We start from the raw sequence: 24,047 nt of genomic DNA, 5'->3' as shown, positions 1-24,047 counted from the left end.
CCATTACCCTGTGCCTCGTGACCACCGTTCGCCTGCCTCTCTTCCCGCTGAACTCGGTGCTGTTCCCGGGACTCGTCCTCCCGCTGAACGTCTTCGAGGAGCGTTATCGCGCCATGATGCGCGAATTGCTGAAGGGGAGCTCGGACGAGCCTCGCCGGTTCGCCGTCGTGGCGATCCGCGACGGCCGGGAGGTGGCCCCCACCGCGCCCGGCCTGCCGGACCAGACCGCCGTCCCGGAACGGGGACCCGCGGCGGGCTTCGGCGCGGACCCGATCCAGGCCTTCCACCGGGTGGGCTGCATCGCGGACGCGGCGACGATCCGGGAGCGGGAGGACGGCAGCTTCGAGGTACTGGCGACGGGCACGACCCGCGTGCGCCTGCTCTCGGTGGACGCGTCGGGCCCGTTCCTGACGGCGGAGCTGGAGGAGCTCCCCGAGGACGCCGGGGACGGCGCGGGCGCGCTGGCCGAGGGGGTGCTGCGGGCCTTCCGCAACTACCAGAAGCGGCTGGCCGGAGCGCGCGAGCGGTCCCTGACGGGCGCGGAACTCCCCGACGAGCCGTCGGTGGTGTCCTACCTGGTGGCAGCGGCGGCGGTGCTGGACATCCCGGCGAAGCAGCGCCTGCTCCAGGCCCCCGACACGGCGACCCGGCTGGCGGAGGAGCTGAAACTCCTGCGCACCGAGACCGCGGTGATCCGCCACCTCCCGTCGCTGCCGGCGGTGGACCTGACCCGCTCGCCGACGAGCCCGAACTGATCGCGACCTGATGGCGAAGAAGCCGAAGCAGACGTCCGGCACCCCCGCGATCGTCGCCCTCACGGCGGCGGGGGTCCCCTTCACCACGCACTCCTACGACCACGACCCGTCGCACCCCTCGTACGGCGAGGAGGCGGCGCAGGCGCTCGGCGTCTCGCCGGAGCAGGTCTTCAAGACGCTGGTCGCGGACGTGGACGGGGCCCTGACCGTGGCGGTGGTCCCCGTCTCGGGTTCCCTCGACCTCAAGGCGCTGGCCTCGGCGGTCGGCGGCAAGCGGGCGGCGATGGCGGATCCCGCGCTGGCGGAACGGACCACGGGCTACGTGCGGGGCGGCATCTCCCCGCTGGGGCAGCGGCGCCGCCTTCCGACGGTCCTGGACGCCTCGGCCTCGCGGCACGCCACGATCTGCGTCTCGGCGGGCCGCCGCGGTCTGGAGGTCGAACTCTCCCCGTCGGACCTGAGCACCCTCACGGACGCGGTCCTGGCCCCGGTGGCCCGCCCGTAGCCTGCGGCGCGCCGGGGCCGACGTGCCGCTGCGCGGCACCCTGGGCTCCGCCCAGACCCGCGCCTCAATCGCCGGCGAGGCCGGTTGTGCCCCCTACCCGCAGGCAGCGGCTGACGCCAGGCAAATCCAGCTCCTCCGGCGATTGAGGAGCGGGGTACGGGGCGGAGCCCCGATCTTTGAGCCGCACCAGGCGGACGGCAGCAGCAAGAGCCAGCCCCGCCGGCGTTTGAGGCGCGGGGTGCGGGGCGGAGCCCCGGGGCGTCGAGCCGCAGGCAACCGCGGCGGCCGGCCCGGTCAGGGGCGCGGAGGCTCCGGGGCGGCGGACGGGTCCGCGTGGACGTGCGGCGGCGGGTAGACGGACCACTCGGGGGACGGGTCCGGGTCGTCCCGGGGGGTCCACAGGGCCGTGAGGGCCAGGTGGACCAGGACCGCGGCCATCGGCCACGCCAACAGCACCCCATGCGCCAGCAACTGCAGCGGCGCGTCGAAGGGGACGCCCTTGCCGGCCTGCCGCGCCGCGGCGACCAGGTTCGACGTCGGCCCGAGGACGAGGCCCAGCCGCCATCCCACGAGCCCCGCGAAGAGGGATCCCACCGCGAGCCCGATGACCAGCGGCACGCCGCCGGCACGCCGCCACAGGAACACACCGGCGCCGCTCAGCGCGCCCAGTCCGGCCGCCAGCAGGAAGAACGTCCCGTCGGTCCCCATGCGTCCCTCGCCCTCGCCGTTGCGCAGGAACACGGCCTCCCCGTTGGAGACGTACTGCACCCGCGGCGCCAGCCACGCCCACAGCACGGCGAGGAGCACACCGGCCACGCCGACCGCCAGGGCCACGGCGGCCCCGTCGCGGACGTCGGCCGGGGTGATGCCCACACCGGCGCCCGGCTTCTCGGGCGGGAGCGACGGCGGGTCGGCGGGGGACGGGGGGGTCACGGCTTCGGTCACCCCCACATCGTGCCAGGTGTGCCCGGCGCGGGCGCCACCGGCGTCAGCGGACCGCGGCCCGCCGGTACGCCCAGGTGGCGACGGCGAGTGAGAGGACGCCCACGGCCCCGCACACCCCCAGGTCGACGGCGACGGCGGCCCAGTCCGGCTCGGGCGTGAAGGTACGGGCGAAGGCCTCCACCCCGTACGTGGACGGCAGCAGGTCCCGCGCCCACACGATCACGTCCGGCATCCGTTCGGGCGGCAGCACCCCCAGCAGCAGCGCCGCCGACATGCCGAGCTGCCCGGCCAGCGTGGCCAGCTCCTGCCGCGGCGCCAGCAGCCCCAGCGCCGCGCCGAGTCCGGCGAGCGCGGCCCCGGCCAGCGGTACCACCGCCAGCAGGATCCACAGCCCGCCCATCGGCAGCCCGAACAGCACGCACCCGAAGACCGCCGTGACCAGCGTCCCCGGCAGCGTGAAGGAGGCGTACGCGGCGGCCGCGCCCAGCACGACCGACGCGGGCGGCACCGGCAGGGTGGCGTAGTGGTCGAGCCCGCCGCCCGCCCGCAGCTGCCCGAAGTACTGCGCGAGCAGGTTGAGCGCGACGAAGGCGACGACGAGCACGGAGGAGCCGGCCACGACGGCCCGGGCCTCCGAGCCGCCGTCCACCACCCCCCGCATCAGGATCATGATGCCGACGGACTGGAAGGTGGCGACGAAGAGCAGCGGAATGCGCGCCACCCGGGCCCGGGACAGCTGCGCCCGGTACACGGCGGCCAGCGCCGGCAGGAGCCCGGCCCGCGCGGCCAGCGGCGCGGAGGCGGGCTGCCGGAGGGAGCCCGCCTCGGACGGGAGGGCGTCGGCCACGGCGGCGTCGGCCGCAGGGGCGGTGATCGGGGAGGCAGTGCCTGCCGGACTGTCGCTCACTGCTTCACCAGCCCTTTCGTCTTCCCGCCGAGCGCGAGGTACACGTCCTCCAGGCTCGGCGTGGCCAGCGTGAAGTCGTCCAGCGAGGCGAAGGCGGGCCCGCCGGTCACGGCGGCGACCGCCGCCCGCGCCTCGTCGGGCCCGAGCCGCAGCACCCATCGCCGCCCGGACTCGGTGGCGAGCTCGCGCAACGCTTCGACCTCCGGCACCCCCAGCGGAGCGGATTCGCGCCACACCAGTTCGAGCCGGACCTCGCCCGAGACGGTGGCCTTCAGTCCGGCCGGGGAGTCGCAGGCGATGACCTTGCCCTGGTCGATGACGGCGACCCGGTCGAGGACGGTCTCGGCCTCGATGACGTTGTGGGTGACCAGCAGGACCGTCGCGCCGTGCTGCGCGCGCCGCCGGTCGACGGCCGTCCAGACGGCCCGCCGGGCCACGGGGTCCATCCCGGTGGTGGGTTCGTCGAGGATGAGCACCGGCCGCTCCCCCACCAGTGCGGCGGCGAAGCAGGCGAGGCGCCGCTGCCCGCCGGAGAGCTTCTTCAGGGGCCGGCCGGCGATCCCGGTCAGCCCGAGCTCCTCCAGGACCTCGTCGCGGGCGGCCCGCGCCGCGCGCAGCGGCAGTCCGCGCAGCCGTCCGGTGGTCTCGGCGGCCAGGGCCACCGTGAGCTCGTCGAGGGCGGTGGACTCCTGCCCCAGGTAGGCGAGCAGCCGGGCCGCCCGCTCGGGGTGGCGTACGAGGTCGTGGCCGAGGAGGGTGACGCTGCCCGCGTCGGGGCGCATCAGCCCGGTGAGCTGGCGGACCAGGGTGGACTTGCCGGCGCCGTTGGGGCCGAGCAGGCCGAAGATCTCGCCGCGCCGCACGTCCAGGGTGATCCCGTCGTTGGCGCGGGTCTCGGGCAGGGCGGGGGCCCCGCGCCGGCCGCGTACCGCGGGATACGTCTTGACCAGGTCACGTACCGCGCAGACGACGTCGGCGGGTCCTCCCGCGGCTGCCGCCGTACTGCTCTGGTGTTGCGCCGTGCCCGTACTCACGAGGGAGCAGCCTACGCGGCTTCCGGCCCTACTCGGCCGCCGGGGTCGCCGCGCCCGCGGGTCCCAGGGAGAGGCCCACCGGGCCCGCCGCGGGTACGGCGACCACGTGTTCGGCGGCGGCGCGCACGTCGATCTCCCGCCAGAAGCCGGCCCGGATGGCGTAACGGTCGTGCTCGTCGATCTGGTCGTCCTTGTGCGCGAGCAGCCCGAACCGGGCGGCGTAGCGCAGCAGCTCGCCGTCGATGCGGTGCGGGATGCGCGGGTACATGGTGGCGAGCTTCTGCAGGTGCACGGTCTCGGGGAGCCGTTCCATCCAGCGCCGGGCGAAGACCTGTCCGACTTCGAACGGGTCACCGCCGACGGTGGTGATGTCCTCCTCGCGGTCCGCCCATCGCTGTTCGGCGCTGGTGAGTTGGGCGAGGGTGGGCAGCGAGGCGGTCTCGGCGGGTTCGCCGAGCGGTCCGGACCGGTCGATCCAGCCCTTGTCGGAGGACCAGCGCAGGGCGCTTCCGGCGGGCTGTGCGACCCCGGGGTGCCCGGCGGCCGCCGGCGGCGGTCCGGCCTGCTGGCCGGGTGCCCGCAGGGCGCCGGCGAGGTCCTTGGGGGTGGGTACGGTCTTGCCGCCGCCGTTGGCCGGAGCCGGTACGGGAACTCCTTCGGGCTCCTCGTCCCCGGCGGCGGCGCCGTTGCGGGCGGCTTCGGCGAGGGCGGCCTCGGGCAGCGGGGCGGAGAGGATCGCGGCGATGTCGGGGCGCGGTACGGTCGGCGGGGCGCAGAGTCCGGCGAGGTCCTTGGCTCGGACGGCGCGGGTGATCCACGCCCGGTCGAGGACGCGGCGTTCGTCGGCCTCGGCCACGAGGTCCTCGGACTGGTTGTAGTCCCCGTCGGCGGCCTGTACGGCCCACAGGTGGACGGCGACGCCGTGTTCCTTGGCGGACATCAGGCCGGGCAGCAGGTCTCCGTCGCCGGTGACCAGGACCACGTCGGAGCAGGCCCGGTTGCGGGCGAGTTCGGTGAGTTCGGCGTGCATGGCCGCGTCGACGCCCTTCTGCGCCCAGCGGCCGTCGCTGCGGGTCAGGGCGCCGAGCCGGACGGTCACCCGGGGCATGACGCGCAGCCGCCGGTGCTCGGGCTGCGGCACCCGGTCGGGTGCGCCGTCGAACCAGTAGATGCGCAGCAGGGGCTGCTCGGTGTCGGCCTCGGCGCGTTCGCGCAGCCCCTGGATGAGGGCGGCGTGGTCGACGGTGATCCGGGAGCGCGAGGGCTCCCCTGCGAGAAGGCTCGCGGCGGCGCCCAGCAGATAGCCGGCGTCCACCAGGACGACGCAGCGGTCCACGCGTTCCACCTCTTCCCTGGGGAATCCTCTGTGTTCTTCGGCGGGTCCCCCGAGTCTGCCCGACCGCAAGGGTGTTGACGGCCGGAACTCGATCATCGGCGTGGCGGAAGTTTTGGTTCTACCGGCTACGCGCAGTAATGATCCAAAATGCGCGGTTTCTGGCGCTGTGTGAGTGTGAAGGCGGTCCTGGCCCCTAGACCCTCTCGGAGGCTCCCCCCATGGCCAAGAACAAGAACCAGAAGCAGCCCGCGAAGCAGCAGGCCCGCTCTTCGCAGGACCCGTCGAAGAGCTCCATGGAATCGTCCGGCGAGTCGCTGAATCCGTCGCCGAGTCCGATGGACATGGCCCACAAGCGCAAGGAAAAGAAGTTCGGCCACAACTGACGACGGCGGACGCGCGACTGACGCGCGTACTGCGCGCTCAGTGACGAAAAAGGGCCTGCCCGGGTCGACCGGGCAGGCCCTCGCGTGTGTGCGGCTACGGCGTCATCCGGCCAGGCAGGACGGTCCGAGCAGCACCTTGAGGTCGCCGAAGAGGGCCGGGTCGGGCTGGACGCGGTGCCGGTCGAGGCGCAGCACGGTGGTGGTGCGCGGCCCCTGGAGCTTGATCCGTACCTCGGTGTTGCCCTTGTGGTGGCGCAGGATCTCCCCCAGACGGGTCACCATCGGCGGGGTGACCTTGACGGTGGGGATGGTGAGGACCACGGGGGCGTTGGTGCCGGCGGAGGAGAGGTCGGGGACCATCATCTCCATGGCTACCAGGCGGGGGACGTCCTCGCGCTTGTCGAGGCGGCCCTTGACGAAGACGACGGTGTCCTCGACCAGCTGGGTGGAGACGAGCTGGTAGGTCGCGGGGAAGAACATGCACTCGATGGAGCCGGCCAGGTCCTCGACGGTGGCGATGGCCCAGGCGTTGCCCTGCTTGGTCATCTTGCGCTGGAGGCCGGAGATGATGCCGCCGATGGTGACGACGGCGCCGTCGGAGTGCTCGCCGCCGGTGAGCTGGGAGATGCCGGCGTCCGTCTTGTCGGAGAGGACGTGCTCCAGGCCGAAGAGCGGGTGGTCGGAGACGTAGAGGCCGAGCATCTCGCGCTCCTGGGCGAGCAGGTAGGACTTCTCCCACTCGACGTCGGAGAACTCCACGTCGAGCCCGAAGCCGGGTTCGTCGCTGCCGTCCTCGTCACCCATTCCGCCGAACAGGTCGAACTGGCCCTCGGCCTCCTTGCGCTTGACCGCGACCACGTTGTCGATCATGGATTCGTGGTGGGCGACCAGGCCCTTGCGGGTGTGGCCCATCTCGTCGTAGGCGCCGGCCTTGATCAGCGACTCGACGGTCCGCTTGTTGCAGACGACGGCCTCGACCTTGTCGAGGAAGTCGGGGAAGGAGGAGTACTTCCCCTTGGCCTTCCTGGTCTTGATGATCGACTCGACGACGTTCTGGCCGACGTTGCGGACGGCGGTGAGGCCGAAGAGGATCACGTCGTCGCCCTGGGCGGCGAAGTTCGGCTCCGACTCGTTCACGTTCGGCGGGAGCACCTTGATGCCCATGCGGCGGCACTCGTTCAGGTAGATCGCGGACTTGTCCTTGTCGTCCTTGACCGAGGTGAGCAGACCGGCCATGTACTCGGCCGGGAAATTGGCCTTGAGGTAGGCGGTCCAGTAGGAGACCAGGCCGTACGCGGCCGAGTGGGCCTTGTTGAAGGCGTAGCCGGCGAAGGGGACCAGCACGTCCCAGAGGGCCTTGATCGCCGCGTCGGTGAAGCCGTTCTTGCGGGCGCCCTCCTCGAAGATGACGAAGTTCTTCGCCAGCTCCTCGGGCTTCTTCTTGCCCATGACGCGGCGCAGGATGTCGGCCTCGCCGAGCGAGTAGCCGGCGATGATCTGAGCGGCCTTCTGCACCTGCTCCTGGTAGACGATCAGGCCGTAGGTGACCGCGAGCACCTCTTCGAGCGGCTTCTCCAGCTCGGGGTGGATCGGGGTGATCTCCTGCTGCTTGTTCTTGCGCAGGGCGTAGTTCGTGTGCGAGTTCATGCCCATCGGGCCCGGCCGGTAGAGGGCCGACACGGCGGAGATGTCTTCGAAGTTGTCGGGCTTCATCAGGCGCAGCAGGGAGCGCATGGGGCCGCCGTCGAACTGGAACACGCCGAGGGTGTCACCGCGGCCGAGCAGTTCGAAGGTCTTGGGGTCGTCGAGCGGCAGGGCCAGGAGGTCGATGTCGATCCCCTTGTTGGCCTTCACCATCTTGACGGCGTCGTCCATGATCGTGAGGTTGCGCAGGCCGAGGAAGTCCATCTTCAGCAGGCCGAGCGACTCGCAGCTCGGGTAGTCCCACTGGGTGATGGTGACGCCGTCGGTGTGCCGCACCCAGACGGGCACGTGGTCGGTGATCGTCTCGCTGGACATGATCACGCCGGCGGCGTGCACGCCCATCTGGCGGACCAGGCCCTCGACGCCGCGGGCGGTGTCGATGACCTTCTTCACGTCCGGCTCGTTCTCGTACATCCCGCGGATCTCGCCGGCCTCGCCGTAGCGGGGGTGCTGCGGGTCGAGGATGCCGGAGAGCGGGATGCCCTTGCCGAGGACGTCGGCGGGCATGGCCTTGGTGAGCCGGTCGCCCATGGCGTACGGGTAGCCGAGGACGCGCGCGGAGTCCTTGATCGCGTTCTTGGCCTTGATGGTGCCGTAGGTGCCGATCATGGCGACCTTGTCGGCGCCGTACTTCTCGGTGACGTACCTGATCACCTCGACGCGCCGACGCTCGTCGAAGTCGATGTCGACATCGGGCATGGAGACGCGCTCGGGGTTGAGGAAGCGCTCGAAGATCAGGCCGTGCGGGATCGGGTCGAGGTCGGTGATTCCCATGGCGTAGGCGACGATCGAGCCGGCCGCGGAGCCTCGACCGGGGCCGACCGCGATGCCCTGGTTCTTGGCCCACATGATGAAGTCGGCGACCACGAGGAAGTAGCCCGGGAAGCCCATCGAGATGATCGTGTCCATCTCGTACTCGACCTGCTTCATGCGGTCGTCCGGGATCCCGCCGGGGAAGCGGCGGTGCATCCCCTTCATGGTCTCCTCGCGGAACCAGGTGACCTCGGTGTAGCCGTCCGGGATGTCGAACTTCGGCATCAGGTTCCGGAACTTGAACATGCCCTCGGTGTCGATCTGGTCCGCGACCAGCTTCGTGTTGGCGCAGCCCTCCTGCCAGGCGTCCGAGGAGTCGATGGCGTACATCTCGTCCGTGGACTTCAGGTAGTAGCCGGAGCCGTCGAAGCGGAAGCGGTCGGGGTCCGAGAGGTTCTTGCCGGTCTGGATGCAGAGCAGGGCGTCGTGGGCGCCGGCCTCGCTCGCGTAGGTGTAGTGCGAGTCGTTCGTCACCAGCGGCGGGATGCCGAGCTTCTTGCCGATCTCCAGCAGGCCGTCGCGGACCCGGCGCTCGATCTCGATGCCGTGGTCCATCAGCTCCAGGAAGTACCGGTCCTTGCCGAAGATGTCCTGGTACTCGGAGGCCGACTTCAGGGCCTCGTCGAACTGGCCGAGGCGCAGTCGGGTCTGGAGCTCGCCGGAGGGGCAGCCGGTGGAGGCGATCAGGCCCTCCGACCACTTGGAGATGGTCTCCTTGTCCATGCGCGGCCACTTGGTGAGCCAGCCCTCGGCGTACGCGTCGGAGGACAGCCGGAAGAGGTTGTGCAGGCCGGTGGCGTTCGCCGCCCAGATCGTCTTGTGCGTGTAACCGCCGGAACCGGAGACGTCGTCCCGCTTCTGGTGCGGCTGGCCCCACTGGATGCGCCGCTTGTTGCGCCGGGACTCGGGCGCGACGTACGCCTCGATGCCGATGATCGGGGTGATGCCGGACTTCTGGGCGGTGTGGAAGAAGTCATAGGCCCCGTGCAGGTTGCCGTGGTCGGACATGGCGATGTGCGTCATGCCCATCTCGTTGCAGGCCGCGAACATGTCCTTCAGCCGTGCGGCACCGTCCAGCAGCGAGTACTGGGTGTGGACGTGCAGGTGCGTGAACGGCGTCTTTGACACGGTGGGGGCCTCCGGGGGCGAGAGGGGCGGCAGCTATGAATCCTACGTCCCACGGGTGACACTTCCGGGGCACGGAGCGATACGGTCGGGCGTTGCAGAACCAGGAACACGTGTCCGACGTCCAGTCGGTCAGAACCCGTACCACCCGTGCACCAGGAGGCATCCGCCATGGCGGTTCCCGAGACGACCGACGAGCAGCGCGCCGAGCAGATACTCGATGTGTTCGACACCGCTTTCGGTGAGCTCCTCGCCGCCGACCCCGCCGCCTTCCAGGTCAAATTCCGCAAGATGGCGGCCTCGGCCTTCGCCTTCTACCGGGGCACGGCCTGCCTCTTCTACGCCGACCTGGAGCGGGAGCGGCACGGCGGCCCCTACCTGGACGACCGTACGGGCCGGGTGTGGATCCACGGCGACCTGCACGCCGAGAACTTCGGCACGTACATGGACGCCAACGGGCGCCTGGTCTTCAACGTCAACGACTTCGACGAGGCCTACGTCGGCCCCTTCACCTGGGACCTCAAGCGCTTCGCCGCCTCCGTCGCCCTGATCGGCTACACCAAGGCGCTCAGCGACGAGCAGATCAGCGCCCTGGTGCGGACCTACGCGGTCGCCTACCGGGAGCGCATCCACCAGCTGGCCGCGGGCGCCAAGAACGAGGAAGTGCCCTCCTTCACCCTGGACACCGCCGACGGCCCCCTGCTGGGCGCCCTGCGCGACGCCCGCTCCCGCACCCGCTTCTCCCTGCTCGACTCGATGACCGAGATCCGCGACCACGAGCGCCGCTTCAGCGAGGGCGGCGGGGCCATCGAGCTGGACGCGGCCACCCGCTACAAGGTGCTGGCCGCCTTCGACGGCTACCTGGAGACCCTGCCGGAGGAGTCCCTCGTGCGCCCGGACTCCTACCGGGTCAAGGACGTGGTGGGCCGCCGGGGCGTGGGCATCGGCTCGGCCGGCCTGCCCTCCTACAACATCCTGCTGGAAGGGCACAGCGACGCCCTGGAGAACGACGTCGTGATCTACCTCAAGCAGGCGCAGACCCCGGCGGTGTCGCGGCACATCACGGACCGGGCGGTGCGGGAGTACTTCCGCCACGAGGGCCACCGCACGGTGATCTCGCAGCGCGCCCTCCAGGCGCACGCCGACCCGTGGCTGGGCTGGACCGAGCTGGACGGCGCCGGGCAGCTGGTGGCCGAGGTCTCCCCGTACGCGGTGGACCTGGACTGGTCCGACCTGGACGACCCGGAGGAGATCGCGGCGGTGGTCGCGGACCTCGGCCGGGCCACCGCCACCATGCACGCCTCGGCCGACGAGGCCGAGAGCGGCCAGTCCCTGGTGCCCTTCTCCACGGAGCGGGCCATCGACGCGGCGATCGCCGCCGACGAGGAGGGCTTCGCGGAGCTGCTCGTCGACTTCGCCCACGCCTACGGGGCCCGGGCGCGTTCGGACCACCAGATCTTCGTGGACCTCTTCCGCAACGGCCGCATCACGCCGTAGTGCCGACCTGCGGCCCGCTCTCACAGGCTCACGTGGCACACTCGCGGCGATGGACGTATCAGGGGTGAGACTCCGGGGGCTGAGGGCCGCGCTGTTCAGCGCGCTCGTCGTGCTGCTCTCGGCCGGCTCGCACGTCCTGATGTCCCGGGTCCCGCTGCCGCCCGCGCTGGTGGGCGGGGCCTTCGCCGCCGTGTTCACCATCGCCTACGCGCTCGCCGGGCGCGAGCGGGGCTTCGGCTCCATCGCCGGGCTGCTCGTGCCGCTGGAGCTGGCCGCCGACACCGTCTTCACCTCGGGGCAGCACGTCTGCTACGGCCCCGCGGGCGGCCCGGTCTCGGGCCCGCTGCGCGCGCTCGGCCTGGACGCGCTGTGCGGCGGCACCCCGGTGGGCGGGCCGCTGACCGGGGTGACCGGGCCCGCCGCCGATCCGGCCGCGCTCCTCGCGTCGCCCGGGCCGTGGGCCCCCTGGCTGCTGCTCGGCGCGCACGTCTCGATCGGGCTGCTGGCCGCCGCGTGGCTGCACCGCGGGGAGCGGGCGCTGGGCCGGCTGCTGCGGGCGGTGGCCGCCTTCGCGTTCCGGCCGCTGCTGCCGGCCGCGGCCGGGGCGGCGACCGCCCGGCCGGAGCCGCGGCCGGCGTGGCCGGCGCTCCCGGGCGCGGGGGCCCGTACGCGGTTCCCCGCGCACTCCGTGGGACGGCGGGGGCCTCCCGTGCCCGGCGCGCTCGCGCGCGCCTGACGCACGTACGACAGCCCCCTGCCCATGCCACACCCCACGGAGATCACGATGAGTGCACGCAACAGCCAGGCGAACAAGGCGGCGGCCCGCGAGAAGCTGCGCATCGAGCGCGAGAAGCAGGCCAAGAAGGACAAGGCGCGCCGCCAGGTGATCGTGGCCGGCGCCGTCGTCGCCGCCCTCGCCCTGGCCGGCGGCATCGGCTACATGGTCGTCAAGGCGAACCAGCCCTCGGAGTGGGACAAGGCCGCGGACGCGGCGCTGGTCGCGCCGAAGAACACCACCGGGGACAACGGCACGACCGTCGTCATCGGCAAGGCCGACGCCAAGAAGACCCTGGAGCTCTACGAGGACGCGCGCTGCCCCGTCTGCGCGCAGTTCGAGCAGACCTCCGGCGCGCAGATCAAGAAGGACGTCGACGCGGGCAAGTACAAGATCCAGTTCATCGGCGCCACCTTCCTGGACAAGGGCTTCGGCGGCTCCGGCGCGAAGAACGCCCTGAGCGCGCTGGGCGCGGCCCTGAACGTCAGTCCCGAGGCGTTCCTGGAGTACAAGTCGGCCCTTTACTCCGCGGAGAACCACCCGGAGGAGAGGGACGACAAGTTCTCCAAGGACGAGTACCTGCTGAAGGTCGCGGACCAGGTTCCGGCGCTCAAGGGCAACGCCGAGTTCAAGAAGGCGGTCGAGGACGGCACCTACAACCGCTGGGCGATCGAGATGTCCAAGGTCTTCGACAAGAGCGGTGTCCAGGGCACGCCGACGCTGAAGATGGACGGCAAGAAGATCGAGACCCCGCAGACCGCGGAGCAGTTCACGGCGGCGATCGACAAGGCCGTCGCCGGCTGATCCAAGCCGCTTCCCGGCTTCTTTCCCACCGATTTCCGGATGATTTCCGGCAACACGGGCGGGTGAACTCCCAGAGTTCGCCCGCCCGTTGCCTTTCGGGGGATGGCCCAAAAGGCCTACCCGTCAGTAATGTGATCATCCGTGACCAGTCTTCTCGATCCCTCCTCCGAGCGCTCCGCCGGCGCGGCGAACCCCCGCCGCCGTACGGTCGTTCTCGCCGCGGCCGCCACGGCCGCCCTCGCCCCGGTGGCCGCCGCACTGGGCGCCCCCGCCGCCCACGCCGCCGCGAGCGCGCCCGCGTTCCTGCACGGCGTCGCCTCCGGCGACCCGCTGCCCGACGGGGTCCTGCTGTGGACCCGCGTCACCCCGACCCCCGAGGCCGTGCCCGGCTCCGGGCTGGGCCCGGCCACCTCCGTGAGCTGGGAGGTGGCCGCGGACAAGGCCTTCTCCCGGGTCGTCGCCAGTGGCACCGCCTCCACCAGCGCCGACACCGACCACACGGTCAAGGTGGACGTGCGCGGGCTCCAGCCGCAGACCGGGTACTGGTACCGGTTCACCGCGGGTGGCACCGTCTCCCCCGTCGGCCGCACCCGGACCACGCCGGGGCACGACGTCACCACGGCCGGGGTCCGCTTCGGCGTGGTCTCCTGCGCCAACTGGGAGTCCGGCTACTTCTCCGCGTACCGCCACCTGGCCGCCCGTACCGACCTGGACGCGATCCTGCACCTGGGCGACTACATCTACGAGTACGCCTCCGGGGGATACCCCGAGGCGAAGTACGTCGTGCGCCCGCACGAGCCGAAGCACGAGATCCTCACCCTCGCCGACTACCGCACCCGGCACGGCAAGTACAAGACGGACGCCGACCTCCAGGGCCTGCACCACGCGCACCCGATCGTCGCCATCTGGGACGACCACGAGTTCGCGAACGACGCCTGGGCGGGCGGCGCCGAGAACCACACGCCCGGCGCCGAGGGCGAATGGGCGGCCCGCGCGGCCGCCGCCAAGCAGGCCTACTTCGAGTGGATGCCGGTCCGCGCCTCCATCTCGGGCACGGTCTACCGGCGGCTGCGCTTCGGCACCCTGGCCGACCTGCACCTCCTCGACCTGCGCTCGTTCCGCTCGCAGCAGGTCAAGGTCGGCAGCGGTTCGGTGGACGACCCGGAGCGCACCATCACCGGGCGCGCCCAGCTGGACTGGCTCAAGGCGGGCCTCGCGGGCTCGAACGCGACCTGGAAGCTGGTCGGCACCTCGGTGATGATCTCGCCGGTGGCCTTCGGCTCGCTGCCCGCGCACCTGCTGGGCCCCCTGACCAAGCTGCTGGGCCTGCCCGAGGGCGGCATTGCGGTCAACGTGGACCAGTGGGACGGGTACACGGACGACCGCAAGGAACTGCTCGGCCACCTGAAGGACCGGAACATCAAGAACACGGTGTTCCTGACCGGCGACATCCACATGGCGTGGGCGAACGAGGTACCGGTGAACATGGCCACGTACCCGGGTTCGGGCACGGCCGCCACGGAGTTCGTCGTCACCTCGGTGACCTCCGACAACATCGACGACATCCTGCACGTGCCGGCGGACACCGCCTCGCTGGTCGCGGAGGGGGCCATCAAGGCCGCCAACTGGCACGTGAAATGGCTGGACATGGACTCCCACGGCTACGGCGTGCTGAACGTGACGGCCGAGCACTCGCAGATGGACTACTACGTCGTTTCGGACAAGCGGCGGCAGGACGCGACGTCCGCCTGGGAGCGCTCGTACCGGACGCTGAACGGGACCCAGAAGGTGGAGCGGGTGTGGCAGCCGGCCCGCTGACCCGGCCGACTCCACAGACTTTCCGGACAAAATAACTGACTGACCGTCAATTTTACGCCACAGAGGGGCGCCTGGTGCATACCAGGCGCCCCTCTGCCATCAGAAGCAACAAATCTTTTACGTAAGGGTCTTGACCCCTGCATGTCATGAACACATAAGCTTCCCGCCAACGTGGAGAGATCCTTCACGCCAAACCCCCCACTCGCGAGGAGCACACGTGCGCGCTGTCGCCCGCATATCCCCCCTTCTCCGCCGCCGCCTGATGGGCACGGCGGTGCTGGCCGGAACCCTGGCGTTCGCCCCGCTCGCCGCCCCCACCACCGTGGCCGCCGCCAAGACCCCCGCCGAGGCGTGCGCCCAGGACACCGGCGTCGCCGCCAACGCCCGTGCCGCCCGCCCCAAGGAGCAGCACGCCGCCGAGCCCAACGAGCTCACCGACGCGCAGGCCAAGGCCATGGACGCCGACCTGAAGGCGAAGCTCGACAAGGCCCTGAAGAACCAGCCGCAGGCCGGCCTGGCCGCCGCCGACGCCGTCGTCAGCATCCCGGTCTACTTCCACGTGGTGCACTCCGGCACCACCGGAAAGCTGACGTCCACCCAGATCAACAACCAGATCTCGGTCCTCAACGCCGCCTACGGCGGCCAGGGCACCGGGAACGTGAACACGAACTTCCAGTTCACGCTGGCGGGCACCGACTACACGGACAACGCCACCTGGTACAACCTGACCGACGGCTCGCAGGCCGAGAAGGACATGAAGAACACCCTGCGCAAGGGCGGCGCCGGCGCGCTGAACTTCTACACCGCCAACCTCGGCGGCGGCCTGCTCGGCTGGGCGACCTTCCCGACGTCCTACGCCTCCGCCCCCAAGATGGACGGCGTGGTCGTGCTCGACAGCTCGCTGCCGGGCGGCTCCGCCACCAACTACAACGAGGGCGACACCGCGACCCACGAGGTCGGCCACTGGATGGGGCTGTACCACACCTTCCAGGGCGGCTGTAACGGCAACGGCGACTACGTCTCCGACACCCCGGCCGAGAAGTCCGCGGCCTTCGAGTGCCCGACCGGCCGTGACAGCTGCGCCAGCAAGTCCGGCGTGGACCCGATCCACAACTTCATGGACTACACGTACGACTCCTGCATGTACCAGTTCACCACGGGCCAGGTGGCCCGCATGAAGAGCAGCTGGACCGCCTACCGCGCGGGCTGAACCCCGGCCGCGTGAAACGGGTGCGGGGCACGGACCGGCGAACACCGGCCCGTGCCCCGCACCTTTCCGCTCCTACAGGGAGTCGAGGAACGCCAGGGCGACCTTCCAGGTCTGCTCGGCGGCCTCGGCGTCGTAGTCGTCCAGCCCCGGGTCGGTGAACAGGTGCCCGGCGCCCGGGTAGCTGTGGACCTCCACGTCGGCCCCGGCCCGCTGCATCCGCAGGTACCAGGCCGTCAGCCAGTCGTGCGGCTCGAAGGGGTCCGGGTCCGCGATGTGCAGCTGTACGGGCAGCTCGTCCACCGAGGCGTCCTCCTCCAGGTCCGCCGTCCCGTGCAGGAGCAGCAGGCCGCGCGCCTTCTCGTCGGCCATCGCCAGGTGCTGGGCGACGGAACCGCCGAAGGAGAAGCCCGCGTAGACCAGACCCTGGTCGGAGTGGGGCGCGGAGGCCAGCACCGCGCGCTTGAGCAGCTCGTCACGGCCGATCTCGTCCCGGTGGGCCATGCCCTCCTCGACGGTCTCGAAGGTGCGCCCCTCGAAGAGGTCCGGCACCTGGACCTGGTGCCCGGCCGCGCGCAGCCGGTCGGCCGCCGCGAGCACCGCGGGCCGCAGCCCGTACGTCGAGTGGAAAAGCATGATGTTCATGCCCCCATCGTGCCAGTTCGCCGGGGCGCCTTCCCGATACGTTCTCCCCCATGGAGATCGAGAGCGTTCTGCGTCCCGTGGCGGTCATCGGCGGTTCGCTGGCGGTCACCCTGATCGCGGGGTGGGCCGCCGACCTGGTGCTCCGCAGGGCGGCCGCCCGCCACCCGGAGACCCCGCTCTGGGGTCTGCTGCGCCACTGTCGGCTGCCCTTCCAGGTGGTGCTGTGCGCCTCGCTGCTCAGAGGCGCCTACCGGCAGGCCGGGATCCTTCCCGACCACGCCTTCGTCGTCGGCAGTGTCCTCAACCTGGTGCTGATCGCGTCGGTGGCCTGGCTGGCGGTCCGCATCGCGACGGCCGCCGTCGACTCGGTGTACGCGCGCTACGCCGCGACGGCCGCGGACGAGGCCCGGGTCCGCCGGGTCCGCACCCAGGTCACGCTGATCCACCGGGTGGTCAGCGCGGTGGTCATCGTGGTCGCCGTGGCGAGCATGCTGCTGACCTTCCCCCAGATGCGGGCGGTCGGCGCCTCGATGCTGGCCTCGGCGGGCGTCCTCGGCATCGTGGCGGGCATCGCGGCGCAGGCCGCGCTGGGCAACCTCTTCGCCGGCCTCCAGATCGCCTTCGGCGACACCGTCCGCATCGGCGACACGGTGGTGGTCGACAAGGAGTGGGGCACGGTCGAGGAGATCACCCTGACCTTCCTCACCGTCCGCACCTGGGACGAACGCCGCATCACGATGCCTGTGTCGTACTTCACGAGCAAGCCGTACGAGAACTGGTCGCGCGGCGGCGCCGAGATGACCGGGACGGTCTACCTGCACCTGGACCACGGCGCGCCGGTGCCGCTGCTGCGGGAGCACCTGGAGCAACTGCTGCCCGGCGTCCCGGAGTGGGACGGCCGCGCCTGGGCGCTGGTGGTGACGGACACCACACCGCACACCATCCAGATCCGGGCGACGGCCACCGCGAAGGACGCGGCCGACGTCTGGACGCTGCGCTGCACGATCCGCGAACAGCTGATCTCCTGGCTGGCCACCCACCACCCCGACGCCCTCCCCCGCCTGGCCCCGCCCGACCCGACCCCCGGCCCGAGCGCCTGACACCCGGACACCCGGACACCCGGACACCCGGACACCGACTAAGCCGTACCGACCTCGATCAGCGCGGCGGCGCACTCCTCCGCCAGCTCCTCGGCGTACGGCGGCAACGCGTCGCCGGCCCGCAGGTGCCGGCGGACCACGGAGAGCGGCAGTTCGATGACGGCCAGGGCGATCCGCTCCCAGCCCAGGGCCCCGGCCGCGCCGAGGGCCGTGCCGAGTTCGCGGAGGGAGGCGAAGGCCCGGGCGTTGCCGGCGTCCGCCCGGTCCCGGTGCTCCTCGGACCACTCGGACCGGCCGAACTCCTCGGCCCCGTAGAGGAGGAGCGAGGCCTCCTGCGGATGCTCGCGGCTCCAGGAGATCACGTGCCGGGCGGCCGCGCGGGCGGCCAGGCGCGGGTCGGGATCGCCGTGGAGCGCGTCGAAGTAGCCCTCCTGGAACCGCTCGACGGTCCGCAGCCACACCTCGGCGAGCAGGGCGGGGCGTCCGGAGAAGCGGTGGTACACGGATCCGCTGGGCGCGCCGATCGCCTGGGCCACGGCGGACATGGTCACGCCGCCCGGTCCGGAGGCGGCGGCGAGGCGGACGGCGGCGTCGAGCATCTGGTCGCTGTCGAAGCGGGGTGGTCTGGCCATGAATCAGAGAGTACTCTCCAATTTATTGGAGGGGTACCTCCAATACCCACGGGAGGGAAGCCTCATGGCCGTCTACAACGTGCACGAACGCCTGCTCACGGCCAAGGGGAGCGAGGTGGGGGCGCTGATCGACACGATCTCCGCAGGTCCGGCGGACCGGCTCTGGCCGCACGCGGACTGGCCCGCGGTGCGTTTGGAGCGCGGTCTGACGGTCGGCTCTTCCGGCGGCCACGGCCCGGTCCGCTACGCGGTCACCGCGTACGTGCCCGGCACCTGGGTCCGCTTCGCCTTCACCGGGCCTCGCGGCTTCCACGGCTTCCACGAGTTCGCCGTGCTGCCCGTCGACGAGGACCGCACCGTGCTGCGCCACACCCTCGCGATGCGTGCCACCGGCCCGGCCCGCGCGACCTGGCCGCTCGTCTACCGCCCGCTGCACGACGCCCTGCTGGAGGACTGCCTGGACCGCGCGGAACTCGCCTGCACCGGCACCCTCGCCCGCCGCGCACACCGACCCCCGTACGTCCGCCTCCTGCGCGCCCTGCCGCGCCGGAGCTGAGCGGAACGCCCAGCTCCCTAGGGACTCCGCAGACTCCGCACGTCCAAGTGCCGCAGCACCCGGTCGACGATCTCCGGATCGGCGCCGGGCTCGCTGCGCGCGGAAAGCACTTCGTGCCGGGCGGCCGACATCATCTCGCGCTGGATCCGCTGGATGTCCCGGAGCCGCTCCACCCGCTTCGCGTACGCCTCCCGCCGCTCCTCGTCGACCATGTCGGGGCTGATCCTGGCCCCGACGTCGTACGCACGCCGCTGCAGCAGCTCGACCAGGTCCTCCGGCAGTTCCTCGACCTCCTCGATCTCCTTCAGCCGCCGCTTCGCGGCCTTCGCGGCGCGGATCGCGAGCCGCCTCTGGGTCTCCGCCTCCGCGTCCGCGTCGGCCTCCACCCCCAGTCGCCGCACCAGCCACGGCAGGGTGAGCCCCTGGCACACCAGGGTCGTCATGATCACGGCGAAGGCGATGAAGACGATCTCGTCCCGCGCCGGAAAGGGCTCGCCCGCATCGGTCTTGAACGGGATCGCCAGTGCGAGCGCCACCGAGGCCACCCCGCGCATCCCGGCCCACCACATCACCACGCTCTCCCGCCAGCTCAGCGGGATCTCCTCGTCGAGGTCGCGCCGCGAGTGGAGCCGCTTGGCGAGCCAGCCCGCCGGCAGCAGCCACACCAGCCGCACGCCGACCACCACGCCGACGATGGCGGCGGCCCATCCGGCCAACTCCCACGGACGGCCCGTCGCCGCGGCGAAGACGTTGTGCAGCTCCAGCCCGATCAGCCCGAACGCCACCCCGGTGACCAGCATGTCGACGACTTCCCAGAAGGTGTGCCCGGCCAGCCGCCCCAGCACGTCGTCGGCGTCGGACGCGTACTCCGCGAGGAACAGGGCCGTCGTCAGCACGGCCAGCACCCCCGAACCCCACAGTTCCTCGGCCACCACGTACGAGACGAACGGCACGAGCAGCGTCAGACCGATCTGCAGCGTGGCGTCGCCGAGCCGCCCCATGAGCCGGTTGGTCACCCACCCCAGCGCCAGCCCCACGGCCACGGCGACGACGGCCGACAGCACGAACTCCCCGAGCGCGTCGGACCAGGAGAAGCTCCCGCTGACGGCGGCGGCGATGGCCACGTGGTACAGCACGATGGCGGTCACGTCGTTGAAGAGCCCCTCGCCCTCCAGGATCGACACCATCCGACGGGGCAGCCCGAGCGATCCGGCCACGGCGGTCGCCGCGACCGGGTCGGGCGGCGCGACGAGCGCGCCGAGCGCGATGGCGGCGGCGATCGGCAGCCCGGGCACGATGGCGTGCGCGACGAAGCCGACGGCCGCGGTGGTCACGAACACCAGGGCCACGGCCAGCAGGAGGATGGGCCGCACGTTGGCGGCGAACTGCCGCCAGGAGGTGCGCTGCGCGGACGCGTACAGCAGCGGCGGCAGCAGGAGCGGCAGGATGTACTCGGGCGGGATGTCCACGTTGGGTACGGCGGGCACCAGCGCGAGGACGGCTCCGCCGATGGTCATCAGGACGGGCGCGGGCAGCCCGAGCCGGTCCCCGAACGGCACGCTGACGACGGCCCCGAGCAGCAGGACGAACAGCAGAGCAAGCTGATCCATCCCCCACACCCTGCCAGTCCGCTGCGCTTGGCCGTGCCCGCCGCCCCGGGCCGCGCCCGAGCTTCCCGCGGCTCCGCCCCAGACCCCGCGCCTCAAACGCCGGCGAGGCTTGTTTGCCTCCGGCGGCGCCTCAAACGCCGGCGGGGCTTGATGTGGGCTGCTGCTGCCGTCCGCCAGGCGCGGCCGGGTTGCCCGCAGGGCAATTCCAGCCCCGCCGGCGTTCGAGGCGAGGGTCTGGGGCGGTGCCCCAGGGGGCCGCGCCCGTCCGCCAGGCGCGGCCGGGTTGCCCGCAGGGCAATTCCAGCCTCGCCGGCGTTTGAGGCGCGGGGTCTGGGGCGGAGCCCCAGGGGGCCGCGCAGCGGCGCCGCTACGGCTTCGTCAGGGCGCGCCGCATCGCCCGGTGCGGGATGCCCGCGTCCTGGAACTCCGGCCCGTACGCCACGTACCCCAGCCGCTCGTAGAAGCCGAGCGCATGCGTCTGCGCGCCCAGGTCCACGGCCGCGAGGCCGAGACGAACGGCCTCCGCCTCGATCGCCCGCACCAGTGCCACTCCCACGCCCAGCCCGCGCGCGGACTTGGTCACGGCCAGCCGGCCCAGCGAGCCGACGTCCGGGGAACCGGTCTTGGCCAGCACCTCGGGCCCGTGCAGCAGACGGCCCGTACCCAGCGGCTCCCCGTCCGCGCCGACGGCCAGCACGTGCACCGCACCCGCGTCGTACGCGTCGTACTCGATCGACTCCGGTACGGACTGCTCGACCACGAACACCTCGGTCCGCACCGCGAAGCAGGACTTCAGGTCCTCCTCCGAGACGGCGACCCGCACCTCGACCGGCGAGGTCACTCGCTCTCCGCCCGGATCACGTCCAGCGCGTGCTGCAGGTCCGCCGGGTAGTTGCTCTCGAACTCCACCCACTGCCCGTCCGCCGGGTGCTCGAAGCCGAGCCGCACCGCGTGCAGCCACTGCCGGGTCAGACCCAGCCGCTTCGCCACCGTCGGGTCCGCGCCGTACGTCAGGTCGCCGACGCAGGGGTGCCGGTGCGCGGACATGTGCACGCGGATCTGGTGCGTGCGCCCGGTCTCCAGCTTGATGTCGAGCAGCGAGGCCGCGCGGAACGCCTCGATCAGGTCGTAGTGGGTGACCGAGGCCTTGCCGTCCTGGGTCACGGCCCACTTGTAGTCCGCGCTGGGGTGCCGGCCGATCGGCGCGTCGATGGTGCCGCTCATCGGGTCCGGGTGGCCCTGCACCAGCGCGTGGTAGCGCTTGTCCACGATCCGCTCGCGGAACTGGTTCTTCAGCGAGGTGTACGCCCGCTCCGACTTGGCGACGGTCATCAGGCCGGACGTGCCGACGTCGAGGCGGTGCACGATGCCCTGGCGCTCGGACGCGCCGGAGGTCGAGATCCGGTAGCCGGCCGCGGCGAGCCCGCCGATGACGGTGGTGCCGGTCCAGCCGGGGCTCGGGTGGGCGGCGACGCCCACCGGCTTCATGATGACGACGATGTCGTCGTCGTCATGGACGATCTCCATGCCCGGAACCGGCTCGGCGACGACCTCGACGGGGCGCGGCGGCGCGGGCATCTCGACCTCGAGCCAGGCACCGCCGTGCACGCGTTCGGACTTCCCGACGACGCTTCCGTCGACCGCCACCTTCCCCTCGGCCGCGAGTTCGGCCGCCTTCGTCCGGGAAAAACCGAACATACGGGCGATGGCGGCGTCGACGCGCTCGCCTTCGAGGCCATCGGGAACGGGCAGGGTGCGGATCTCGGGATTGGTACTCACCCGTCGAGTATGCCTTGTCAGTCCTTGTGGACGGTGCCGTCCGGGTCCAGGCCCTTGAAGGACAGCAGCACGATCAGGATGCCGCCGCACACGATCGCCGTGTCGGCGAGGTTGAACACGGCGAAGTGGGCCGGGGCGATGAAGTCGACGACGGCCCCCCGGAAGACACCCGGCGAACGGAAGATCCGGTCGGTCAGGTTGCCCAGCGCGCCACCGAGCAGCAGGCCCAGCGCGATCGCCCACGGCAGGCTGTAGAGCTTGCGCGCCAGGCGCGCGATCACCACGATCACGGTGGCCGCGATGCAGGTGAAGATGATCGTGAAGGCCTCGCCGAAGCCGAAGGCGGCCCCCGGGTTGCGGACTCCCTCGAACTTCAGCAGGTCACCGATGATCTCGATCGGCGGCTGGTGCTCCAGCTTGGCCACGACCACCATCTTGCTGCCGAGGTCCAGCAGGTACGCGAGGAGCGCGACGACGAGGAGCGCGACGATCCGCCGGCGCCCCTTGGGCTGCGCGGTCTCCGGCTGGGCATCGTCTCCGACCTCCGGCGTACCGATGATGCTCTCCGCCTCTGCCACGTGAGTCCCTCGAACTAGCTCGAACCGGCTTGCTGACCAGACACGAGGGTACGTCAGGCCGCCGTCGGGGCGGCCTCCCACCGCCCGCCCGATTTCCCGCCGCCCGCCGGCCCCCGCGGAGTCAGTGCCTCCGTTCCTGCTTCTGCTTGCAGTCCACGCACAGCGTGGCCCGCGGGAAGGCCTGCATCCGCGCCTTGCCGATGGGCTTGCCGCAGTTCTCGCAGAGCCCGTAGGTTCCGGCGTCCATGCGCTCCAGGGCCCGCTCGGTCTGCTCCAGCATCGAGGTCGCGTTGGCCGCGAGGGCCAGCTCGGACTCCCGGGTGATGTTCTTGGTGCCCGTGTCGGCCTGGTCGTCGCCCGCGCCGTCGCCCGAGTCGCGCATGAGGCCCGAGATGGCCACCTCCGAGGCGTCGAGTTCCGCGCGCAGCCTCAGGACCTCGGTCATCAGCTCGCTGCGGGCCTCCGCGACCTCCTGGGGGGTCCAGGGGTCCTCGCCCGGCCGTACGGCGAGCTCGCCCGGTTCGGTGACCGCGGTGACCCTCGCCTTGGGCAGTCCGCTCGTGGCGGCCGCGGCCGTCTTCCTGGCCGCGCCGGTGCTCTTCTTGGCAACCACTTTCGGGACTCCCGTCTTCTTCGCGGCCTGCGCCGCCCCCTCGGCTCCGGCCTTCTTGGCCGGGGCCTTCCGCGTCGTCTTCACGGCGGTCGTGTTCTTGGCGGTCGTGTTCGTGGCGGTGGCAGCCGCCGCCTTGCCGGCGGAAGCCGTCTTCGCGGCCACGGCCTTCTTCGCGGCCTTCCCGGCGACGGCCTTCTTGACCGGCTCGGCCGACGCCTTCCCGGCCGCAGCGCTCTTCGTCGAGGCCTTCCTGGCCGGCTCCTGCCCGGCGGCAGCCGTTCCGGCAGCCGTCCTGGCAGTACTCCCGGCGGTACTCCCGGCGGTCTTTTTCGCCACCATGGCCGCGGCCCCTTCACATACTGTGATCTTTGCTCGCGAATCGTGCCGGAACGATAAATCGACTCCAGTCCCGCGGCAACGGGGCACGCTTCCGTCGAGGCCAACCTGCATCCGTTGTGCCCAGCAGGGGGCCCCGTAATCCGCCCCACCCGCCCCACCTGGATCCCTTCGGGTCCGTCAGCCCGTTCGGGTCATCGCCGCGGCCTCCGCAGGCCGCGCACCGGAGCCCGCACGAGAGCCCGCGCCGGCCCCCGTTCCAGCCCCCGTGCGCACCCTGGTAAACCGGTCTGCCGACCGCCGCCCGGGCCCGTACACTGGGCCCAGCGAGAGGCATGGATGGGGACGAGTAGCGTCGGACGCAGCCAGGAGCGACCCGGGGACGGTGAGAGCCCGGGGGCGAGCGCGATGCGAAGGATCACCCCGGAGCCGCCGGAAGAAAGCCCGAACGGATCCCGCAGGGAGCCGCAGGGCCGCTAGAACCGGCTTCGCACCCCAATGAGGGGGTCACCGGCGCGTTCGGGGGCCAAGGAGGGTGGTACCGCGGGAGCAGTCCTTGTTCTCGTCCCTCCGGACGGAAGTGACACACC

22 protein-coding genes are annotated in these 24,047 nt (G+C 71.7%); 10 read left to right on the top strand and 12 right to left on the bottom strand.

Going from position 1 to position 24,047, the window contains the following annotated elements:
* Window positions 1-17 precede the first annotated feature (17 nt).
* Together ACIQ5Y_RS29835 and ybaK are read left to right on the top strand one after the other, a co-directional pair.
* Window positions 18-755, top strand: coding sequence for an LON peptidase substrate-binding domain-containing protein (locus ACIQ5Y_RS29835; RefSeq protein ID WP_403887136.1), 738 nt, complete (start codon window positions 18-20; stop codon window positions 753-755).
* Window positions 756-765: 10 nt separating this feature from the next.
* Window positions 766-1,260: a Cys-tRNA(Pro) deacylase gene (gene ybaK, locus ACIQ5Y_RS29830; RefSeq protein ID WP_403887133.1), complete on the top strand. Its 495-nt coding sequence runs from the start codon at window positions 766-768 to the stop codon at window positions 1,258-1,260.
* 294 nt (window positions 1,261-1,554) lie between these two features.
* Here the strand turns inward: ybaK and ACIQ5Y_RS29825 are convergent, their stop codons facing one another.
* From ACIQ5Y_RS29825 to ACIQ5Y_RS29810, 4 genes are read right to left on the bottom strand one after another with little or no spacing between them, the layout of a single operon-like run.
* Window positions 1,555-2,205: a hypothetical protein gene (locus ACIQ5Y_RS29825; protein WP_403887130.1), complete on the bottom strand. Its 651-nt coding sequence runs from the start codon at window positions 2,203-2,205 to the stop codon at window positions 1,555-1,557.
* A 43-nt stretch (window positions 2,206-2,248) separates the two neighbouring features.
* Window positions 2,249-3,052 carry an ABC transporter permease gene (locus ACIQ5Y_RS29820; protein WP_403887189.1) on the bottom strand — a complete coding sequence of 268 codons (804 nt, stop codon included), beginning with the start codon at window positions 3,050-3,052 and terminating at the stop codon, window positions 2,249-2,251.
* A 56-nt stretch (window positions 3,053-3,108) separates the two neighbouring features.
* A complete protein-coding gene (locus ACIQ5Y_RS29815; RefSeq protein WP_403887127.1) occupies window positions 3,109-4,146 on the bottom strand; it encodes an ABC transporter ATP-binding protein in 1,038 nt (345 codons plus the stop codon).
* Window positions 4,147-4,174: 28 nt separating this feature from the next.
* Window positions 4,175-5,491, bottom strand: coding sequence for an NYN domain-containing protein (locus ACIQ5Y_RS29810; RefSeq protein ID WP_403887124.1), 1,317 nt, complete (start codon window positions 5,489-5,491; stop codon window positions 4,175-4,177).
* Between the two features lie 209 nt (window positions 5,492-5,700).
* Here ACIQ5Y_RS29810 and ACIQ5Y_RS29805 point away from each other — a divergent pair, with 209 nt between their 5' ends.
* Complete coding sequence (locus tag ACIQ5Y_RS29805) at window positions 5,701-5,865, top strand: hypothetical protein (RefSeq protein ID WP_403887121.1); 165 nt, start codon at window positions 5,701-5,703, stop codon at window positions 5,863-5,865.
* Between the two features lie 102 nt (window positions 5,866-5,967).
* Here ACIQ5Y_RS29805 and dnaE read toward each other — a convergent pair whose 3' ends face one another.
* Window positions 5,968-9,510: a DNA polymerase III subunit alpha gene (gene dnaE, locus ACIQ5Y_RS29800; protein ID WP_403887119.1), complete on the bottom strand. Its 3,543-nt coding sequence runs from the start codon at window positions 9,508-9,510 to the stop codon at window positions 5,968-5,970.
* A 168-nt stretch (window positions 9,511-9,678) separates the two neighbouring features.
* Between dnaE and ACIQ5Y_RS29795 the strand changes: the two genes are divergently transcribed.
* From ACIQ5Y_RS29795 to ACIQ5Y_RS29775, 5 genes are all read left to right on the top strand, one after another.
* Window positions 9,679-11,004 (top strand): DUF2252 domain-containing protein, encoded by a 1,326-nt coding sequence (locus tag ACIQ5Y_RS29795; protein ID WP_403887116.1) that lies wholly within the window; start codon window positions 9,679-9,681, stop codon window positions 11,002-11,004.
* A gap of 49 nt (window positions 11,005-11,053) precedes the next feature.
* Window positions 11,054-11,740: a hypothetical protein gene (locus ACIQ5Y_RS29790; RefSeq protein ID WP_403887114.1), complete on the top strand. Its 687-nt coding sequence runs from the start codon at window positions 11,054-11,056 to the stop codon at window positions 11,738-11,740.
* 48 nt (window positions 11,741-11,788) lie between these two features.
* A complete protein-coding gene (locus tag ACIQ5Y_RS29785) occupies window positions 11,789-12,583 on the top strand; it encodes a DsbA family protein (RefSeq protein WP_403887111.1) in 795 nt (264 codons plus the stop codon).
* Window positions 12,584-12,724: 141 nt separating this feature from the next.
* On the top strand, window positions 12,725-14,401 hold the full coding sequence (locus tag ACIQ5Y_RS29780) for an alkaline phosphatase D family protein (RefSeq protein ID WP_403887109.1): 1,677 nt from the start codon (window positions 12,725-12,727) through the stop codon (window positions 14,399-14,401).
* Between the two features lie 262 nt (window positions 14,402-14,663).
* On the top strand, window positions 14,664-15,611 hold the full coding sequence (locus tag ACIQ5Y_RS29775; RefSeq protein ID WP_403887187.1) for a M43 family zinc metalloprotease: 948 nt from the start codon (window positions 14,664-14,666) through the stop codon (window positions 15,609-15,611).
* A gap of 72 nt (window positions 15,612-15,683) precedes the next feature.
* Here the strand turns inward: ACIQ5Y_RS29775 and ACIQ5Y_RS29770 are convergent, their stop codons facing one another.
* A complete protein-coding gene (locus tag ACIQ5Y_RS29770; protein WP_403887107.1) occupies window positions 15,684-16,253 on the bottom strand; it encodes a dienelactone hydrolase family protein in 570 nt (189 codons plus the stop codon).
* A gap of 56 nt (window positions 16,254-16,309) precedes the next feature.
* Here ACIQ5Y_RS29770 and ACIQ5Y_RS29765 point away from each other — a divergent pair, with 56 nt between their 5' ends.
* Window positions 16,310-17,353, top strand: coding sequence for a mechanosensitive ion channel family protein (locus ACIQ5Y_RS29765; protein WP_403887185.1), 1,044 nt, complete (start codon window positions 16,310-16,312; stop codon window positions 17,351-17,353).
* Window positions 17,354-17,391: 38 nt separating this feature from the next.
* Here the strand turns inward: ACIQ5Y_RS29765 and ACIQ5Y_RS29760 are convergent, their stop codons facing one another.
* On the bottom strand, window positions 17,392-17,985 hold the full coding sequence (locus tag ACIQ5Y_RS29760) for a TetR/AcrR family transcriptional regulator (RefSeq protein WP_403887104.1): 594 nt from the start codon (window positions 17,983-17,985) through the stop codon (window positions 17,392-17,394).
* Window positions 17,986-18,049: 64 nt separating this feature from the next.
* Here ACIQ5Y_RS29760 and ACIQ5Y_RS29755 point away from each other — a divergent pair, with 64 nt between their 5' ends.
* On the top strand, window positions 18,050-18,541 hold the full coding sequence (locus ACIQ5Y_RS29755) for an SRPBCC family protein (protein WP_403887101.1): 492 nt from the start codon (window positions 18,050-18,052) through the stop codon (window positions 18,539-18,541).
* 17 nt (window positions 18,542-18,558) lie between these two features.
* Here the strand turns inward: ACIQ5Y_RS29755 and ACIQ5Y_RS29750 are convergent, their stop codons facing one another.
* From ACIQ5Y_RS29750 to ACIQ5Y_RS29730, 5 genes are all read right to left on the bottom strand, one after another.
* Window positions 18,559-20,151, bottom strand: a complete 1,593-nt coding sequence (locus ACIQ5Y_RS29750; RefSeq protein ID WP_403887098.1) for a Na+/H+ antiporter — start codon at window positions 20,149-20,151, stop codon at window positions 18,559-18,561.
* Between the two features lie 367 nt (window positions 20,152-20,518).
* Window positions 20,519-20,992, bottom strand: coding sequence for a GNAT family N-acetyltransferase (locus tag ACIQ5Y_RS29745; RefSeq protein WP_403887095.1), 474 nt, complete (start codon window positions 20,990-20,992; stop codon window positions 20,519-20,521).
* On the bottom strand, window positions 20,989-21,930 hold the full coding sequence (locus ACIQ5Y_RS29740) for an RluA family pseudouridine synthase (protein ID WP_403887093.1): 942 nt from the start codon (window positions 21,928-21,930) through the stop codon (window positions 20,989-20,991). Before ACIQ5Y_RS29740 ends, ACIQ5Y_RS29745 begins: the two co-directional genes overlap by 4 nt.
* A 17-nt stretch (window positions 21,931-21,947) precedes the next feature.
* The gene (gene lspA / locus ACIQ5Y_RS29735; RefSeq protein ID WP_403887090.1) at window positions 21,948-22,508 is read right to left on the bottom strand and encodes a signal peptidase II; all 561 of its coding nucleotides are present in this window, start codon (window positions 22,506-22,508) and stop codon (window positions 21,948-21,950) included.
* A gap of 121 nt (window positions 22,509-22,629) precedes the next feature.
* Window positions 22,630-23,460 carry a TraR/DksA family transcriptional regulator gene (locus tag ACIQ5Y_RS29730; protein ID WP_403887087.1) on the bottom strand — a complete coding sequence of 277 codons (831 nt, stop codon included), beginning with the start codon at window positions 23,458-23,460 and terminating at the stop codon, window positions 22,630-22,632.
* Window positions 23,461-24,047 lie beyond the last annotated feature (587 nt).

It is taken from the genome of Streptomyces sp. NPDC096339, assembly GCF_044762985.1.
Classification (GTDB): Bacteria; Actinomycetota; Actinomycetes; order Streptomycetales; family Streptomycetaceae; genus Streptomyces.
This window is presented reverse-complemented; position numbering and strand designations above follow the sequence as displayed.

Excerpts from the sequence above, each read along its gene's own strand:
- ACIQ5Y_RS29795 (WP_403887116.1), top strand. The coding sequence starts at position 9,679 with ATGGCGGTTCCCGAGACGACCGACGAGCAGCGCGCCGAGCAGATACTC.
- ACIQ5Y_RS29760 (WP_403887104.1), bottom strand. The coding sequence starts at position 17,985 with ATGGCCAGACCACCCCGCTTCGACAGCGACCAGATGCTCGACGCCGCC.
- ybaK (WP_403887133.1), top strand. The coding sequence starts at position 766 with ATGGCGAAGAAGCCGAAGCAGACGTCCGGCACCCCCGCGATCGTCGCC.
- ACIQ5Y_RS29750 (WP_403887098.1), bottom strand. The coding sequence starts at position 20,151 with ATGGATCAGCTTGCTCTGCTGTTCGTCCTGCTGCTCGGGGCCGTCGTC.
- ACIQ5Y_RS29730 (WP_403887087.1), bottom strand. The coding sequence starts at position 23,460 with ATGGTGGCGAAAAAGACCGCCGGGAGTACCGCCGGGAGTACTGCCAGG.
- ACIQ5Y_RS29775 (WP_403887187.1), top strand. The coding sequence starts at position 14,664 with ATGGGCACGGCGGTGCTGGCCGGAACCCTGGCGTTCGCCCCGCTCGCC.
- ACIQ5Y_RS29785 (WP_403887111.1), top strand. The coding sequence starts at position 11,789 with ATGAGTGCACGCAACAGCCAGGCGAACAAGGCGGCGGCCCGCGAGAAG.
- ACIQ5Y_RS29755 (WP_403887101.1), top strand. The coding sequence starts at position 18,050 with ATGGCCGTCTACAACGTGCACGAACGCCTGCTCACGGCCAAGGGGAGC.
- ACIQ5Y_RS29770 (WP_403887107.1), bottom strand. The coding sequence starts at position 16,253 with ATGAACATCATGCTTTTCCACTCGACGTACGGGCTGCGGCCCGCGGTG.
- ACIQ5Y_RS29790 (WP_403887114.1), top strand. The coding sequence starts at position 11,054 with ATGGACGTATCAGGGGTGAGACTCCGGGGGCTGAGGGCCGCGCTGTTC.
- ACIQ5Y_RS29805 (WP_403887121.1), top strand. The coding sequence starts at position 5,701 with ATGGCCAAGAACAAGAACCAGAAGCAGCCCGCGAAGCAGCAGGCCCGC.